This is a genomic window from Flavobacterium sp. FlaQc-48 (assembly GCF_044007335.1).
Classification (GTDB): Bacteria; Bacteroidota; Bacteroidia; order Flavobacteriales; family Flavobacteriaceae; genus Flavobacterium.
The window spans coordinates 1-14,596 of record NZ_JBIPCR010000026.1; the positions used below are offsets into that span (position 1 = coordinate 1).

Consider the following 14,596-nt stretch of genomic DNA (forward strand, 5'->3'; position numbering starts at 1 on the left):
CCTGAAACCTGAAACCTGAAACCTGAAACCTGAAACCTGAAACCTGAAACCTGAAACCTGAAACCTGAAACCTGAAACCTGAAACCTGAAACCTGAAACCTGAAACCTGAAACCTGAAACCTGAAACTTCCCCAAACTATTCACAATAAAATCACCGTTCTGGCCTGATCCATTTCTATTAGCCTACCTTACAAGAAAAACAATGGACATAGAACAGAAGGTTAGACAGGTTGAAGCATTGTTTGATCGTCTTGAATTTGAAATTACTGCCTTTAAATCCCAGACTCATTTGTATTGTAATGCAGGCTGTGGCAAATGCTGTTCTACGCCCAGTATAGACGCTTCGCCTTTGGAATTTTTGCCTTGGGCATTTCATTTGTTTTTAAATGGCAAAGCCGAGGAAACCTTAACCGAATTAAGCAAAAGCACTACTAAAAACTGTCTTTTATACCGCCCGCTTTCCGTTTTAGAACAACATAGAGGAAGCTGTAGCAATTACCGCTATCGCGGCTTAATATGCCGGCTTTTTGGATATGCCGCCAATACCGACAAATTTGGAAAACTACGATTAGCCACTTGTAAAATTATAAAAGAAGAGCAAAACCAAAATTTCAATAATGCCGAAGAATCCATGAACAAGGGACAATACGTTCCTGTTTTTTCTGATTATTATATGCGACTGGCTCAGATTGATCTTAAAATGGGAGTTATTTTGCTCCCTATTAATGAAGCACTGAAATTTGCTATCGAAGAAGTTTTACATTATTACGCCTACAGACCTTTCCCCGGCGGATTAGAAAATATCGCTTAAAGGCGAGTATTAAATGTAAAAGTATGTTTTGGATAAGCATAAATAAAAAATGGGATTTTAATCGTTTTACAGATTAAAATCCCACTTAATTTGTTCCAAAAAAAATGTAGCATCATTAACAATTTTCCATAGGGGAAAACTAAATTCTAAAGTAAAAATTATTCAGGGCAATAATACCACTATAAAAAGTTCTGACACCCCGTATTTATACCTGTTTTTTTCTTTTGAGGTTCAAAGGTTCAAAGGATCAAAGGTTCAAAGGATCAAAGGTTCAAAGGATCAAAGTGGTTTCGTTTTGTCATTCTGACGCAGGAAGGATCACACAAGAAACTCCTCAAAGATTGCACACGAACATACCCCCCAGTTTGTCATCCTGACGCAGGAAGGATCACACAAGAAACTCCGCAAAGATTGCACACCAAGATACCCCTCAGTTTGTCATCCTGACGCAGGAAGGATCACACAAGAAACTCCGCAAAGATTGCACACCAACATACCCCCTAGTTTGTCATCCTGACGCAGGAAGGATCACACAAGAAACTCCGCAAAGATTGCACACCAACATACCCCCGCCCAGTTTGTCATCCTGACGAAGGAAGGATCACACAAGAAAACTCCGCAAAGAAATCCCAAAAAATCAGCAAAACAAACAATAAAAGTAAGTATATTCGCATAAAAAAAATGATAAATTTAGAAAATGGTTATCATACTTATTATGTCTATATCATCACAAATAAGCATAGATCGACTTTTTATATTGGCGTAACAAACAATCTGCAAAAAAGATTGGGAAAACACAAAGAGAATATTCAGACAGGAACAAAGACATTTGCGTCCAGATATAATGTTGAATTTTTAGTATATTATGAAAAGTTTACTTGGATCAACGAGGCAATTGCAAGGGAAAAAGAATTAAAAGGATGGAAAAGGGATAAAAAAATAGAATTAATAAAAAATTTTAATTCAGGTTTTGAATTTCTTAATTATCGCTTTGAATAAGTTATTCTGGATATAATCTTTGTGGAGTTACTTTGTGTACAATACTTTGTAGAGCTTCTTGTGTGATCCTTCCTTCGTCAGGATGACAGACTGGGCGGGGGTATGTTGGTGTGTAATCTTTGTGGAGTTACTTTGTGTACAATACTTTGTCGGGTTTCTTGTGTGATCCTTCCTTCGTCAGGATGACAGACTGGGAGGTTATGTTGGTGTGTAATCTTTGCGGAGTTACTTTGAGTACAATACTTTGTCGGGTTTCTTGTGTGATCCTTCCTGCGTCAGGATGACAGACTGGGAGGTTAATTCTGGTCGGATCTTTTTGAGTTAATTATTTTTTCGATGTAGCTGATGAGGTTTCCTCTTTCTACTGAAAACGGAGCTGATTCATCTTCTGTACTTAGGTATAAATCGGCGATGCTTTGGGGATCCATGTTTTGGGTGGTGTAGTGATGCTGGACATATTTGATGAGATTATCGATAAAAAGCTCGTGTAATCTGGCTTTTTCTAAGGTTTCTTCATCGCCATTTTTTATTTTTTCCAATTCAGATTCGGGCAAATCAATGGTTAGGTAGACATTATTTACGGCAACTTTTGAGAGCATTTCTTTGGTAACCTTTCCGGTGGCATTACAATAAGCGCAGGGTGCGGGTGTCCATTTTAGCTGATTGTTTAAGCGTCGGATGTCGTCCCAGTCAACAAATCCTTTTCCGAGGCATCTGGGGCATTCTAATTTTGATTCTCCAAATAGTAATTTAAAAAGGGTCATTTTTCTACAATTATTATTAACGATTAGTGGCTGCGCTAAGATAATTATTTATGTAAGAAAAATCATTTTTGAGGATTTTTTTTTGGAAGGAAATTTAGGAAGACCTTATTTTTGTTTGCCACAAAGGCTCAAAAGCACGAAGTTTTGAACTTTTTTGTTCATGAAAACAGCTTTTATCATAACGATTTATTCTCGTTTTGAAAAAACCTTATATAATTTGAGCCAAATAAAAACAACAATCGAAAAAATTAAACAGTACATATTGAGTTTAATATATAGAATTTGATCTAAAAAAATCCAATTGTCCTGAATCGACTCTTCATATTCATTGGCGATATAACCTATTTTCTGTTGTTTGTTTACCCAGGCATAGTAATGAAAGATAGATTCGTTTGACGGATCCTGAATGGGTTCCACAATAATATCATTTTCGATAAGAGCGCTTCCGTCAGGCACATTCAAATCAAAAGTAGTGTTGTAGTTGTCGAATGTTTTAGAAAAACCATACGTATAATCTCGTTTTGTTTTAGATCCTACCGTTTTGGTATAAGTAGAATCTATTAAAACGTATTCTTTGGTATACTGCTTTGGATTTTGAAATAGTTCCTTATGCTTAAAATAAAAAGTCAAATTGCTTCCTGCTAAAGCTATCGACAATAAAAATGAGAAACAGGCAAGAATTAATAAGGTTAACTTTATTTTAGCCATTAAAGATTGGTTTATGTTTTGGGGTTTGATTTGAATGGTTAAAAATAGCTAAAATTGTTTAAGAGATTTAAGATTATCGAAAACGTATAAAAAAAATCAAATAAACGAAGTTTGCACTTTTCATAATTTGACTTTTTAATTTATACTTGTCCGAAAAATTGTATTTTTGTTTCATACACCACAAGTACGCAGGAGATTGAAAATTGTATCTCACCATTGCCGACTTGTATTTTACCAAAACAGGAAATTTTACAGAATTTTAAATATCTTTGAATTATGAGCACAGCAACAAAACCAAAACATATTGGCAGAAATATTAGCCGAATCAGAGAACTTAGAGGAATGAAACAAGAAGCACTGGCATTTGCAATTGGTACAAGTCAGCAATCTATTTCTATTATTGAAGGAACTGAAAATGTGGATGAAGAAAAACTAAAAGCCATCGCCGAAGCATTAGGCGTTTCTGCCGAAGCCATTAAAAATTATAGTGATGATGCTGTAATTAATTATTTCAATACTTTTAATGAGACAGTTTCGAGCAGTAACTTTGGTACTGAAGGAACATTAAATAATAATTGTACTTTCAATCCGTTAGACAAAGTAGTAGAACTTTATGAACGTTTAGTTCAGGCAGAGAAAGATAAAGTGGAGTATTTAGAGAAATTGTTTAAAAAGGAATAATTTTTTGTAGACGATATATTTTAAAAAGAGACTTTGTGAAAAGTCTCTTTTTTTGTTTATTGAAAACCCAAAACAAAAAAAGCCCAACCATAAAAGTTGAGCTTTTCAAATAATCTAATTATCTAATTTTCTTAGATTATCTAATTATCAAATTATCTAGTAAAATCTGATATTTTCTTCCCACCGGAATAATTGCGGTATTCGACATGGTAAGCGATTTAAACGTTACCGCTGTAATTTCGCGGATATTTACAATATAAGAGCGATGTATTTGTATGAAATTGGTGTTGTCAATTTCTGTGGCAATGCTTGAGAGCGAACCGTAGATAATTATAGGCGATTTTAGTTTTTTGCTGTACAGTTTCATGTAGTTGCCCAGACTTTCGATATAGAGAATATCGCTTAAAAGCGTGTCGAAAACCTGTCCGTTGGCGCGATATGAGAATGTTTTTTCGGTTGTTGAACTTTCCTTTTTTACACTATTTCCAGAGAAATAAATCTTGGCTTTTTCGATGGCTTTCGAGAATTTTTCGAACGAAATAGGTTTGAGTAAATAATCGATAGCATCGTTTTGGTAGGCCGAAAGCGCAAAATCAGAATAAGCTGTGGTGACAATCGTAAGCGGCCTTTTGGGTTGTAGTTCCATCAATTCGACACCCGAAATTACGGGCATATTAATATCCAGAAAAATAATGTCGTAGGTGTTTTCGTTGAGCATTTTTACAGCTTCCATACCGCTAAAAGCACTTCCGGAATGTTCCAGATCGTCAAATTTAGAGATGTGCGAGGCCAAAGCTTTATGTGCCGGCGATTCATCGTCTATGATAAGACAGCGGTAGGTAATTGCCATATTTTTAATTTTACGATAAAGGTATTCTTTTCTTTTTTGCAGTCGAGTTCATGTCGTAAACCGTAGACTTCAAGACGTCTTTTTAGGTTTTCGATCCCAATTCCTGTGCTCGAAAGCCGCGAACCCGATTCTAAATAATTGTTCTTTAAAGTAAAAGTCAGTTGGTTGCATTTTACTTTTACATCTACAATAATAAAAGGCGCAGCAGTTTCGGCCGAGAATTTAACGGCATTTTCTACCAAAGGCAAAAAGAACAAAGGCGGAATATCGATATTATCAAAATCGCCTTCAAAATGTTGCGTTACCTCAAGACGTTCGTTCTGGAAAGTGTAATATTCAATGTATTTTTTAATAAACGCAATTTCTTCTTCCAGTAAAACATAATCTTTTTTGGTTGCTTCAATCTGGTAGCGCAGCATGTCTGAAAGATTCAGGATTCTGTCCGGCAATTTATCGGGATCAGACAACGATTCTCCGTACAGATTATTCATTGCATTCAGTAAAAAATGCGGATTAAGCTGTTGTTTCAAAAACGAAAGTTCTGACTTGAAATTAATGATTTCTTTGTTGGTTTCAGAGACTTTTTTCGTGATGACAATATGAATAAAATAAAAGAAAGTTCCGTTGATAATAAGCGATAATATCTGAAGCGTTTTTAAGTTTCCGAGCCCTGCCATTGGAAAAAACCAGTTCATAAAAAAATAAAAACCCGTCCAGTACACGATCATAAGTGCAAAAAAAAGTTTAAGCTTTTTCCGGAACAAAAAAGGCTTAATAATGCACATATTAAAAACGGTAATCCAGATAATGCACGGGAAATACCCAATGGCAATTTTACTCAGAATATAATTCCAGCTGCGTCCGTCAAGCCTGACTTCATCATAAATACAAGCCAGGATAATACCATAAATGATGGTGTTTACAAAGATGTTCCGGAGAAAAAAGTTCTGATAAATTTTAAGGATCTTCATAACGGCAAAATTAGGGTAATATTATAGTTTTTAATAGGTTGTGAAGGATAAATTATACGAACGCCATTGGTATAAATGATACGCCATTGGTATAATTGTGCTATTATAATAAAGACTTGCCCATTACATTTGCTCCGGGTTTTAATCTTCTAAAAAAACAAATTTTAATATACGGGTTTATGAAAACAAAAATCATCTATGTTTTAATTATATGTGCGTCTGTACGAACAATGGCTCAGGAAAAAGAGGCCCCAATAAAAAGCGTTGTAAAAGCGGTAACCGATAAGTTTCCGACAACCCGAATTATAGATGTACAATACGAACAATTAGGACCCGCCAATTTTGATTCGAAACTTTTTGGAGATCGTTTTGAGAGGGGCAGGATCGAAAGCCATAATCGACTGAAAGCTTCTGTCAATGTGCCCTTTTTTGCTTCACAATCGAAACGTTTTGTTTTGACGAGTTCGCTTCGTTATAAATACGAAACGTATGAGTTTGGAGATATTTACAACGTAAACTCGGCTGTTCCTTACACGAGAGAAAAAGAAGAAATTCATTTTTTTGCAGCGGCTTTAAGCGCTACTTATATGTCGACTCTTTTTCATAAACCTATTATTTACAATGCTACTGCAACGGTTGACGGAAATCAGGACAATGTGCAACGTGTTAAAGGTTTTGTAACCGCAAGTATTGTACTAAAAAGAACGGCCAGTACCACGATTACTATTGGTGCCCTGGCGATGCTGGATCCTTCTTCGATTATCCCAATTACACCACTTTTTACATACAACCATAAGTTCGAAAACTCTAAATGGGATATTGATTTTATTTTGCCGCAACGCCTTTTGTTTAGAAGAGAATTGCTGGAAAACGGACGCATAGGCTTAGGAACCGAACTGAATCCGGAGAATTTTTATCTCAACTTAAACAATGCCCGGCTAAAAGGGGTTTACGAATTGAATCAGTTAGAATTAAAATCCGGAATTACCTATGAATATCGTTTTGCACCAAAAATAATCGGGTTGTTTAAAGCCGGTGTTAATAATGTTTTGAGTACGCGTGTAACAGAAAGGGGGGAACGAACGTCTAACTACATTTATGATCAAAAGGAAGATGCTCAGGGCTATTTTAGAATTGGAATTTCGTATAATCCGTTTTAAGGAATAAATAGTACTGATTTAAAAGAATTGTAATAAAATTAAAAATCATGGTTGAAGTTTTTAAAACAAACGTTCAGAAAGAAACGGATACAAATTATATTATCGCCATCATTCAAAGAGAGTTCCCAACGTATAAAGTTAATTTTGATTTAGAAGATTGTGATAAAATCCTGCGTGTCGAAGGTGCTGATTTACAATCGAATCAGATTATTGAATATGTAAAATGTCTGGGCTATACCTGTAATATACTCGATTAATACGGTATTCAGGTTGAACAGTGTTAATTTTTTAAAACAGGTATAAATACGCAGGTTTATATACTGTTTTATAAATAATTTTGTGCGAATATTGCTTCTCAAAATAAAATCTTATTATGATAAATTTTATCCTTACGCTTTTGGTTTTGCTGTTTAAAAACCTGTTTTAGATTAATGGTTTACAGGCTTGTTTTTTAATAAAGCTTTCTCAGATTTGAAAAAGGTTAATGCTCTTTTTAGTCATTATTTTCTACCTTTGCCACTTATGAAAAAAGCTTTCCAACTCTTCGATTTTACCCAAAAAGTCAATTACAAAAATGAAATTTTAGCCGGTTTTACTGTTGCGATGACCATGATTCCCGAATCGTTGTCGTTTGCTATTTTGGCCGGATTTCCACCTTTGGTAGGTTTGTACGCCGCTTTTATAGCAGGTTTGGTTACGGCAATTTTTGGCGGAAGGCCCGGAATGATTTCCGGCGGGGCAGGAGCAACGGTTATTGTTTTGATCGCCCTGATGAAGTCGCACGGAATCGAATACGTTTTTGCTGCCGTTGCACTTGGTGGAGTAATACAAATTTGTATCGGGCTTTTTAAACTTGGTAAATTTATTCGGTTAGTGCCGCAACCCGTTATGTTTGGTTTTGTAAACGGTCTGGCGGTTGTTATTTTTATGTCGCAGTTAGAACAGTTTAAAACCATTGTAAATGGCGAAACGACCTGGTTACAGGGAACGCCATTGTATATTATGCTAGGTTTGGTTGCACTTACGATTAGTATTGTGTTGCTTTTTCCAAAGATCACAAAAGCAGTTCCGGCTTCATTGGTCGCTATAATGGTGGTGTTTGCGATTGTACTGATTTTTAATATCGAAACCAAAACGGTAGAAGATATCGCATCTGTTCAGGGCGGATTTCCTCCGTTTCACATCCCTGATATTCCAATTTCTGCAGAGACTTTTAAAGTGATATTTCCGTATTCTGTAATAGTTGCCGCGGTTGGCTTAACCGAAGGTTTGCTTACGCTGAATCTGGTTGATGAGATTACAGGAACACGCGGAAACAGCAATCGTGAATGTATCGCTCAGGGAAGTTCGAATATCTTAAACGGTTTCTTTTTCGGAATGGGGGGTTGCCCAATGATTGCCCAAACTTTAGTGAACCTGTCGGCGGGATCAAGGGCCCGACTTTCGGGAATTATTGCTTCTTTGACGATTTTGATCATCATTCTTTTTGGAGCCCCCGTAATTGGTAAATTGCCCATGGCGGCTTTAGTTGGCGTAATGATGATGGTTGCCATTACCACTTTTGAATGGGCAAGTTTCAGGATCATCAATAAAATGCCCAAACATGATATTTTTGTGGGTATTTTAGTTGCTGTGGTTACTATTGTGCTGCACAATCTGGCCTTGGCGGTTTTGATTGGCGTAATCATTTCGGCTTTGGTCTTTGCCTGGGAAAGTGCCAAACACATTCGCGCAAGACATTTTATCGATGAAGCAGGAGTAAAACATTACTACATTTACGGACCGTTGTTTTTTGGTTCAATTGCTGCTTTTACAGAAAAGTTTGATATTGCAAACGATCCCGAACATGTGATTATCGATTTTAAAGAAAGCCGTGTTGCAGATATGTCGGCAATTGAAGCGTTGAATAATCTGACCAGGAAATACAGTGAGATCAATAAAGTAATCGAACTGGAACACTTAAGTCCGGATTGTATTACATTACTTAAAAATGCCGAAGCCGTAATTAAAGTAAATGTGATTGAAGATCCTACATATAAAGTGGTTAGTTAATTAGAAAATTGATTAATACCAAATCAAAGATTCTTTCCTGTTTTCTGTATCGCCTTATCATTATCACATTTTCTCATTGCCAGATTATTTAATTAGAAAGATTGATTTTTGTAACTTTGCCACATGAAACTGAAAGAAACCCTCGAAGATTTTTATACGGTGAAAATAAAAGGAATGCCTGAGAACCTTAAAAAAGAAATCGGACATTTTAATGTTTTTAAACTCGATGACTATATCGGAAGCACTTGTAATCCATTGCCTTATACCCGAAAGGACTTTTACAAAATAAGTCTGATCGTAGGGAAGAACAAAGTACATTATGCTGATAAAGTTGTATCGATTGAAGATCAGGCTTTGTTTTTTGCCAATCCTCAAATTCCGTACAGTTGGGAACATATTGATGAAAATCAAACCGGATTTTTCTGCATTTTTACCGATGCTTTTTTTAGTCAGTTTGGGAATTTAAAAGAATATCCTTTGTTTCAGCCCGGAGGAAATCCGATTGTTCCGGTCTCAACAGAATTAGCAGAGTCTTTAAAAAAGGTGTATCTCAAAATGTTTGATGAAATCAACTCAGATTATGCCTTTAAATATGATGTGCTTCGAAATCTGGTTTTTGAAATTATACATCTCGCGCTGAAAACTCAAACGGTAACTGCTTCATTATACAGTAAATCGAATGCTACAATAAGAGTGTCTTCTTTATTTATGGAATTGCTGGAACGACAGTTTCCTATTGAATCTATTTCGCAGCAAATTAACTTTCGATCCCCTTCAGAATTTGCGAATCAGTTAAATGTTCATGTGAATCATCTCAATAAAGCTCTAAAAGAAACGACCGGAAAAACCACTTCGCAGATTATATCCGAAAGGATTGTTCAGGAAGCGATGATACTGCTGAAACAAACCAATTGGAATATTAATGAAATTGCGTTTTGTCTTGGCTTTGAAGAATTGTCTCATTTTATTAATTTTTTCAAGAAAAACACTCAGGTTTCACCTAAAACCTATCGCGTGACTGAAATTATTTGATTTTTGTAACTTCTTGTTTGATTCCTTTAATTTTTTAGAAGCACTTCGCCAATACCTTTGTCCTGTAATTAAAACGTAAAAATTTAAAATCATGGAAAATAACAAAGTTTGGTTTATTACAGGTGCTTCAAAAGGACTTGGATTAGAATTGGCTAAAAAATTATTGAATGAAGGTTACAAAGTAGCTGCAACATCAAGAAGTGAAGACGTCTTGATTAAAGTACTTGGAAATCCATCAGAAAACTTTCTTCCGCTGGAAATGGATTTAGTTGATGAAAGAAGTGTAAAAAATGCAATTGAAGTAGCCGTAAGTCATTTTAAAACAATTGATGTTTTAGTAAACAATGCAGGTTACGGATTATTAGGTGCATTAGAAGAATTAACAGATGCCGAAGCCAGAAAAAACTATGAGGTAAATGTTTTCGGATTGTTGAACGTAATTAGAAATACGGTTCCGTATATGCGTGCCAATCTATCGGGACAAATCTTTAATATTTCATCTGTTGGGGGTTATTCGGGTAATTTTCCGGGTTGGGGAATTTACTGTTCGACAAAATTTGCAGTTGCAGGTTTAACAGAATCATTGGCAGCAGAAGTAAAACCATTCGGGATCAATGCCACTATTGTATATCCGGGTTATTTTAGAACTGATTTCTTAAAAGACAGTTCGTTATTATTGCCTCAAAATCCAATTGCAGATTATAAAGAGGTAAGACAATCTGAAAGTGCGCACAAAGACGATATCAACCAAAATCAACCGGGAGATCCTGAAAAATTAGCAGAAGCTTTAATAAAAATTAGCCACGAAGAAAATCCTCCTTTGCATTTATTCTTAGGACAAGATGCATATGATATGGCAAACCTAAAAATAGAAACTGTTCAGGAGGATTTAAAGAACTGGAAAACGGTTTCTGTTTCGACAGGGTTTTAATTCGATAATTAGAAAATGTGCCAATTAGATAATTAATTACGGTGTCTTAAAAATGAAATTTTTTTGAATAGACTCCAGCTAAAGATGGAGGTTATTGATGTTATCTACAATTTAATTCAATGGACAAATTATCTAATTTTCTAATTGGCACATTCTCTAATGATCCCATTCCTAATTTTTTTTATAAACTGATTTTCCCTCTTTAATAGTTTCCAAAACCTGAATATCAATTATTTTTTTCGGATCGCCTTTTAACGGATTTTTATCCAAAATAACAAAATCGGCTAGCTTTCCTGTTTTGATAGAGCCTTTTGTTTTCTCTTCAAAATATTGATAAGCCGCCCAGCTCGTTATAGATCGCAAAGCATCATAAGGACTTATTCTTTCTTGGGGACCAATAACATCACCGGATCTGCTGATTCTGTTTACGGTCGAATATAATATCATTATACTGTTAGGTAAAGCCACAGGTGCATCATGATGTTCTGTGAAAATCATTCCCTTTTTTAATGCCGTTGCAGCTGGCGAAATGCGATAAGCTCGTTCTTTTCCTAAAGTTTCGTCTCTGTGCCAATCACCCCAATAATAAGTATGCATTCCGAAAAAGGAAGGTATAATTTTTAGAACTTTCATAGAATCAAGCTGATCAAAACGTGCTGTTTGGGCATGAATAGCAACAGATCTTCGGTCTTTTGCTCCGTATAAATTAGTGGCATTTCGCACTGCTTTTATATATTCATCAATAGCAGCATCCCCATTACAATGTGCTAAAATTTGCCAGTTATTAGCATAAGCTGAATCTACCAAAGCGATAGCGTCACTTTCTTTTGGAAAAGCGGGATAGCCTGCATAAGTATTTGGTTTTCCGGGTGGCGGAACTTTGTAGGGTTTAGTTAACCAGGCCGTTTTGCCTTGTGGAGATCCGTCAAAGGAAAGTTTTACACCGGCAATCCTAAAGTGGTTTTTATATTCTTTTTGAACTCCATTTGCTTTCATGTATGCCATTTGACTTTGAATGTCCGGATAAGCGGCAACATCTATAGTAAGTTTACCTTCATCAGCCAGTTTTTTCCAAGTGTTACAGGCATCACTGCTGGCGCGGCCTTCCTGCGCTGTTGTAAATCCAAATTTGGTGTAAGCAGCAATTCCTGCTTCGGCAATTTTTACATTCGCAGTCTGATCCAACGTTCCCATTATTTTGAATAACGGAATAAACATGGCCATTTCTTCAAGAACACCATTGGGTTCCGTGGTTCCTTCTTTTCTTCGAATCACACCGCCGGCGGGATCTTTTGAAGCTGAAGTATAGCCTGCAAATTCTAAAGCTTTATGATTCATAACGGCCAAATGCCCTGATTGATGAATAATTAATACAGGAACTGTTGTAGATACTTTGTCTAAATCATCAGCAGTAGGAGGGAGTTTTTCTTTCAATTGAGCATCGTCATAACCAAAACCAACAATCCAGCCGTATTTACCAACTGCTTTTGGATTTTTAATATTCCATTCTTTTAGTAAGGAAATAAGGGTAGGGATATCATTGCCAGTGCCATCTGGTGCCGGAAGTAAATTGGCAGATACAGCCTGAAAACCAGCATTCCAAACATGTCCATGTGCATCTATAAACCCAGGAAGTAGTGTGTTGCCTTTTAGATCATTTAGTTGGGTTTTATCGCCATGAAATTTCTCTGCTTCTGACTTTGATCCAACAAAAATGATTTTGCCATCTTTTATTGCAACAGCTTCTGCATAATTGGGTTTGTCGCCTTCCATTGTAATAATATCACCGTCAAAATAAATAGCATCGGCAGGATTTGTAACTTCTTTTTTGCAACTAACTAAAATAAGAATGATGAATAATGTAAATGTTTTTTTCATTTGTTTAGAATTTTGAATGCAGCAATAAAGACTTTTTTTTGTAAGATGTATTAAAGTTAGGAAATATATTAATGCGCTAGATGGTTTATTTACAATAGAATATGTTTGATGTCAAATAATGAAAAACGTCAAATTTGAATTTATTCTATATATGTAATGTTGGATAGACTCCAGTTTTAACTGGAGGAATAAATGAGCTATGAAAAAGGCTTTAGCCAAACTTTAAAGTTCGGCTAAAGCCTTTTTTTGCCTCATCGAATAACTCCAGTTAAAGCTGGAGTCTATTTATGTTGTCTACAATTAATGCAATTGACAAATTATCTAATTAATGCATTCTCTAATTTAGCAGCATATTCTTTACTTCTCTAAACTTCCCGTCTACGTCATCAATTTTAAGGTTTAAAATATGTGCAATTAAAGGATAAACCGAAACATTCTGAAACGTTTTTACTTCTTTGTTTACTTTAAAAGCCGGGCCTTTTGCATAAAAAATAGCATGCATGTCTTTCTCGTTATTATCATAACCGTGCGTTCCGCCTTTTATATTTTGAGTTTTGTCTTTTGCCAGACTATACCCCTTTTTGGCTTCAATAACAAAATCATGCACACGCGGATTAGTTCCGTAATGCAATCTTTTAGGAACTTCGCTGGATTTCCAGAACTTAATATGTGGTACTTTTTTTAAAGCTTTTGCAATAGAATCCTGATAACCCGGTTTTGCCTGAAGGCTCATAATAGGATTGATTACATCTTTATAACCCAACCATTCCGGTTTTAGGTAATCCAGAACCGCTACTTTTTTATCGTTGCTAATATCCGCCATTCCGTGATCTGAAACAATAATTAAATTGATCTGTTTTCTAATGGCCAATTGATCTAATCTTCGGGATAATTGCCCCATAATCGAATCCATTTTAATGACCATTTTTTTATTTTCGGGAGAAAGCGGTCCAAAATTATGTCCGGTATGATCGGGTTCATCAAAATATAAAGTAATCAAATGCGGACGTTGTTTCTCAGGAAGCTGTAGCCATTTTAGAACCGTATCAATTCTGGCTCCGTACGGAATTTTATTGTCGTAATTTTTATAAATACCAGGATTTCTTTTGTCAATATCAGATCCCGGCCAAAAGAAAGAAGCTGTTTTTACGCCTTGTTGTTCGGCCACATTCCAAATGGGATTTCCACCATAAAAGCGTGAATCATTTTTGGCGTTCGATGACAATGAAAACGATTCGTTTAGTTGTGCATCATAAAAGACGTTATTAATAATACCGTGATGATCCGGATAAAGCCCTGTTACAATAGCATAATGATTCGGGAAAGTTTTACTGGGATAGGAAGGTTTCATTGACTTGGCATGAACACCTTCTTTTGCAATTTGTTTTAGATTTGGGAGATTAAACTGTTTCTGGTAGTCCCAGCGAAATCCATCCATAGAAACTAAAACGACATAAGCATCTTTATTGGTTTGAGAATATGAAAAGGTGGTAAGAAGTAAGAATGTAAAAAGTAATAGGTGAGTTGTGAATTTTCTCATTTTGCAATTTTATAGAACTGCAAATTTACTGATAAACGATTTTTTAATTAAAAAGAGAATGTTAAACTAAAGAAAAACTTTGGCTCGTTAAAAGCTAAAAGCTACTACAGATTAGTGCTAATTTTATGGATAAGGCTTAAAAAAATAATTCGTAAAAATGCGTGAAATTACTTTGTCCGTTCATTATCGCTTGTGTCGTGGAGAAAAAAAAACTTTTTA

Annotated in this window: 14 protein-coding genes; 8 read left to right on the plus strand and 6 right to left on the minus strand. The window is 35.6% G+C overall.

The window, feature by feature from the left end; genetic code table 11:
• Positions 1-202: 202 nt before the first annotated feature.
• Together ACHRWY_RS25780 and ACHRWY_RS25785 are read left to right on the plus strand one after the other, a co-directional pair.
• Positions 203-811 (plus strand): YkgJ family cysteine cluster protein, encoded by a 609-nt coding sequence (locus ACHRWY_RS25780; RefSeq protein ID WP_395358572.1) that lies wholly within the window; start codon positions 203-205, stop codon positions 809-811.
• A gap of 681 nt (positions 812-1,492) precedes the next feature.
• Positions 1,493-1,810 carry a GIY-YIG nuclease family protein gene (locus tag ACHRWY_RS25785; protein WP_395358574.1) on the plus strand — a complete coding sequence of 106 codons (318 nt, stop codon included), beginning with the start codon at positions 1,493-1,495 and terminating at the stop codon, positions 1,808-1,810.
• A gap of 296 nt (positions 1,811-2,106) precedes the next feature.
• Here ACHRWY_RS25785 and ACHRWY_RS25790 read toward each other — a convergent pair whose 3' ends face one another.
• Both ACHRWY_RS25790 and ACHRWY_RS25795 read right to left on the minus strand, forming a co-directional pair.
• Positions 2,107-2,574, minus strand: a complete 468-nt coding sequence (locus tag ACHRWY_RS25790; protein ID WP_395358576.1) for a hypothetical protein — start codon at positions 2,572-2,574, stop codon at positions 2,107-2,109.
• Between the two features lie 186 nt (positions 2,575-2,760).
• Entirely contained in the window at positions 2,761-3,282 is a 522-nt protein-coding gene (locus ACHRWY_RS25795; RefSeq protein ID WP_395358578.1) for a hypothetical protein, read from the minus strand.
• Positions 3,283-3,558: 276 nt separating this feature from the next.
• On the opposite strand from ACHRWY_RS25795, the gene ACHRWY_RS25800 reads away from it, so the two are divergent.
• The gene (locus ACHRWY_RS25800) at positions 3,559-3,963 is read left to right on the plus strand and encodes a helix-turn-helix domain-containing protein (RefSeq protein ID WP_395358580.1); all 405 of its coding nucleotides are present in this window, start codon (positions 3,559-3,561) and stop codon (positions 3,961-3,963) included.
• Between the two features lie 136 nt (positions 3,964-4,099).
• Here ACHRWY_RS25800 and ACHRWY_RS25805 read toward each other — a convergent pair whose 3' ends face one another.
• Complete coding sequence (locus ACHRWY_RS25805) at positions 4,100-4,813, minus strand: LytR/AlgR family response regulator transcription factor (RefSeq protein ID WP_395358582.1); 714 nt, start codon at positions 4,811-4,813, stop codon at positions 4,100-4,102.
• The gene (locus ACHRWY_RS25810; RefSeq protein ID WP_395358584.1) at positions 4,783-5,784 is read right to left on the minus strand and encodes a sensor histidine kinase; all 1,002 of its coding nucleotides are present in this window, start codon (positions 5,782-5,784) and stop codon (positions 4,783-4,785) included. The genes ACHRWY_RS25805 and ACHRWY_RS25810 overlap by 31 nt, the downstream gene beginning before the upstream one ends.
• 179 nt (positions 5,785-5,963) lie before the next feature.
• Between ACHRWY_RS25810 and ACHRWY_RS25815 the strand changes: the two genes are divergently transcribed.
• The 5 genes from ACHRWY_RS25815 (at position 5,964) to ACHRWY_RS25835 (ending at position 10,959) form a co-directional block, all read left to right on the plus strand.
• Complete coding sequence (locus ACHRWY_RS25815) at positions 5,964-6,944, plus strand: hypothetical protein (protein ID WP_395358586.1); 981 nt, start codon at positions 5,964-5,966, stop codon at positions 6,942-6,944.
• 47 nt (positions 6,945-6,991) lie between these two features.
• Positions 6,992-7,201, plus strand: coding sequence for a hypothetical protein (locus tag ACHRWY_RS25820; protein WP_395358588.1), 210 nt, complete (start codon positions 6,992-6,994; stop codon positions 7,199-7,201).
• A gap of 265 nt (positions 7,202-7,466) precedes the next feature.
• Positions 7,467-8,996 (plus strand): SulP family inorganic anion transporter, encoded by a 1,530-nt coding sequence (locus ACHRWY_RS25825; RefSeq protein ID WP_395358590.1) that lies wholly within the window; start codon positions 7,467-7,469, stop codon positions 8,994-8,996.
• Positions 8,997-9,119: 123 nt separating this feature from the next.
• Positions 9,120-10,028, plus strand: a complete 909-nt coding sequence (locus tag ACHRWY_RS25830; protein WP_395358592.1) for a helix-turn-helix domain-containing protein — start codon at positions 9,120-9,122, stop codon at positions 10,026-10,028.
• A 91-nt stretch (positions 10,029-10,119) separates the two neighbouring features.
• Positions 10,120-10,959 (plus strand): oxidoreductase, encoded by an 840-nt coding sequence (locus ACHRWY_RS25835; RefSeq protein ID WP_395358594.1) that lies wholly within the window; start codon positions 10,120-10,122, stop codon positions 10,957-10,959.
• A 171-nt stretch (positions 10,960-11,130) separates the two neighbouring features.
• Here the strand turns inward: ACHRWY_RS25835 and ACHRWY_RS25840 are convergent, their stop codons facing one another.
• Together ACHRWY_RS25840 and ACHRWY_RS25845 are read right to left on the minus strand one after the other, a co-directional pair.
• Positions 11,131-12,837, minus strand: a complete 1,707-nt coding sequence (locus ACHRWY_RS25840) for an amidohydrolase (RefSeq protein WP_395358596.1) — start codon at positions 12,835-12,837, stop codon at positions 11,131-11,133.
• 337 nt (positions 12,838-13,174) lie between these two features.
• Positions 13,175-14,377 carry an ectonucleotide pyrophosphatase/phosphodiesterase gene (locus ACHRWY_RS25845; RefSeq protein ID WP_395358598.1) on the minus strand — a complete coding sequence of 401 codons (1,203 nt, stop codon included), beginning with the start codon at positions 14,375-14,377 and terminating at the stop codon, positions 13,175-13,177.
• Between the last annotated feature and the right edge of the window lie 219 nt (positions 14,378-14,596).

Coding starts and splice junctions, on each gene's coding strand:
- ACHRWY_RS25780 (WP_395358572.1), top strand. CDS start 203: ATGGACATAGAACAGAAGGTTAGACAGGTTGAAGCATTGTTTGATCGT.
- ACHRWY_RS25785 (WP_395358574.1), top strand. CDS start 1,493: ATGATAAATTTAGAAAATGGTTATCATACTTATTATGTCTATATCATC.
- ACHRWY_RS25790 (WP_395358576.1), bottom strand. CDS start 2,574: ATGACCCTTTTTAAATTACTATTTGGAGAATCAAAATTAGAATGCCCC.
- ACHRWY_RS25795 (WP_395358578.1), bottom strand. CDS start 3,282: ATGGCTAAAATAAAGTTAACCTTATTAATTCTTGCCTGTTTCTCATTT.
- ACHRWY_RS25800 (WP_395358580.1), top strand. CDS start 3,559: ATGAGCACAGCAACAAAACCAAAACATATTGGCAGAAATATTAGCCGA.
- ACHRWY_RS25805 (WP_395358582.1), bottom strand. CDS start 4,813: ATGGCAATTACCTACCGCTGTCTTATCATAGACGATGAATCGCCGGCA.
- ACHRWY_RS25810 (WP_395358584.1), bottom strand. CDS start 5,784: ATGAAGATCCTTAAAATTTATCAGAACTTTTTTCTCCGGAACATCTTT.
- ACHRWY_RS25815 (WP_395358586.1), top strand. CDS start 5,964: ATGAAAACAAAAATCATCTATGTTTTAATTATATGTGCGTCTGTACGA.
- ACHRWY_RS25820 (WP_395358588.1), top strand. CDS start 6,992: ATGGTTGAAGTTTTTAAAACAAACGTTCAGAAAGAAACGGATACAAAT.
- ACHRWY_RS25825 (WP_395358590.1), top strand. CDS start 7,467: ATGAAAAAAGCTTTCCAACTCTTCGATTTTACCCAAAAAGTCAATTAC.
- ACHRWY_RS25830 (WP_395358592.1), top strand. CDS start 9,120: ATGAAACTGAAAGAAACCCTCGAAGATTTTTATACGGTGAAAATAAAA.
- ACHRWY_RS25835 (WP_395358594.1), top strand. CDS start 10,120: ATGGAAAATAACAAAGTTTGGTTTATTACAGGTGCTTCAAAAGGACTT.
- ACHRWY_RS25840 (WP_395358596.1), bottom strand. CDS start 12,837: ATGAAAAAAACATTTACATTATTCATCATTCTTATTTTAGTTAGTTGC.
- ACHRWY_RS25845 (WP_395358598.1), bottom strand. CDS start 14,377: ATGAGAAAATTCACAACTCACCTATTACTTTTTACATTCTTACTTCTT.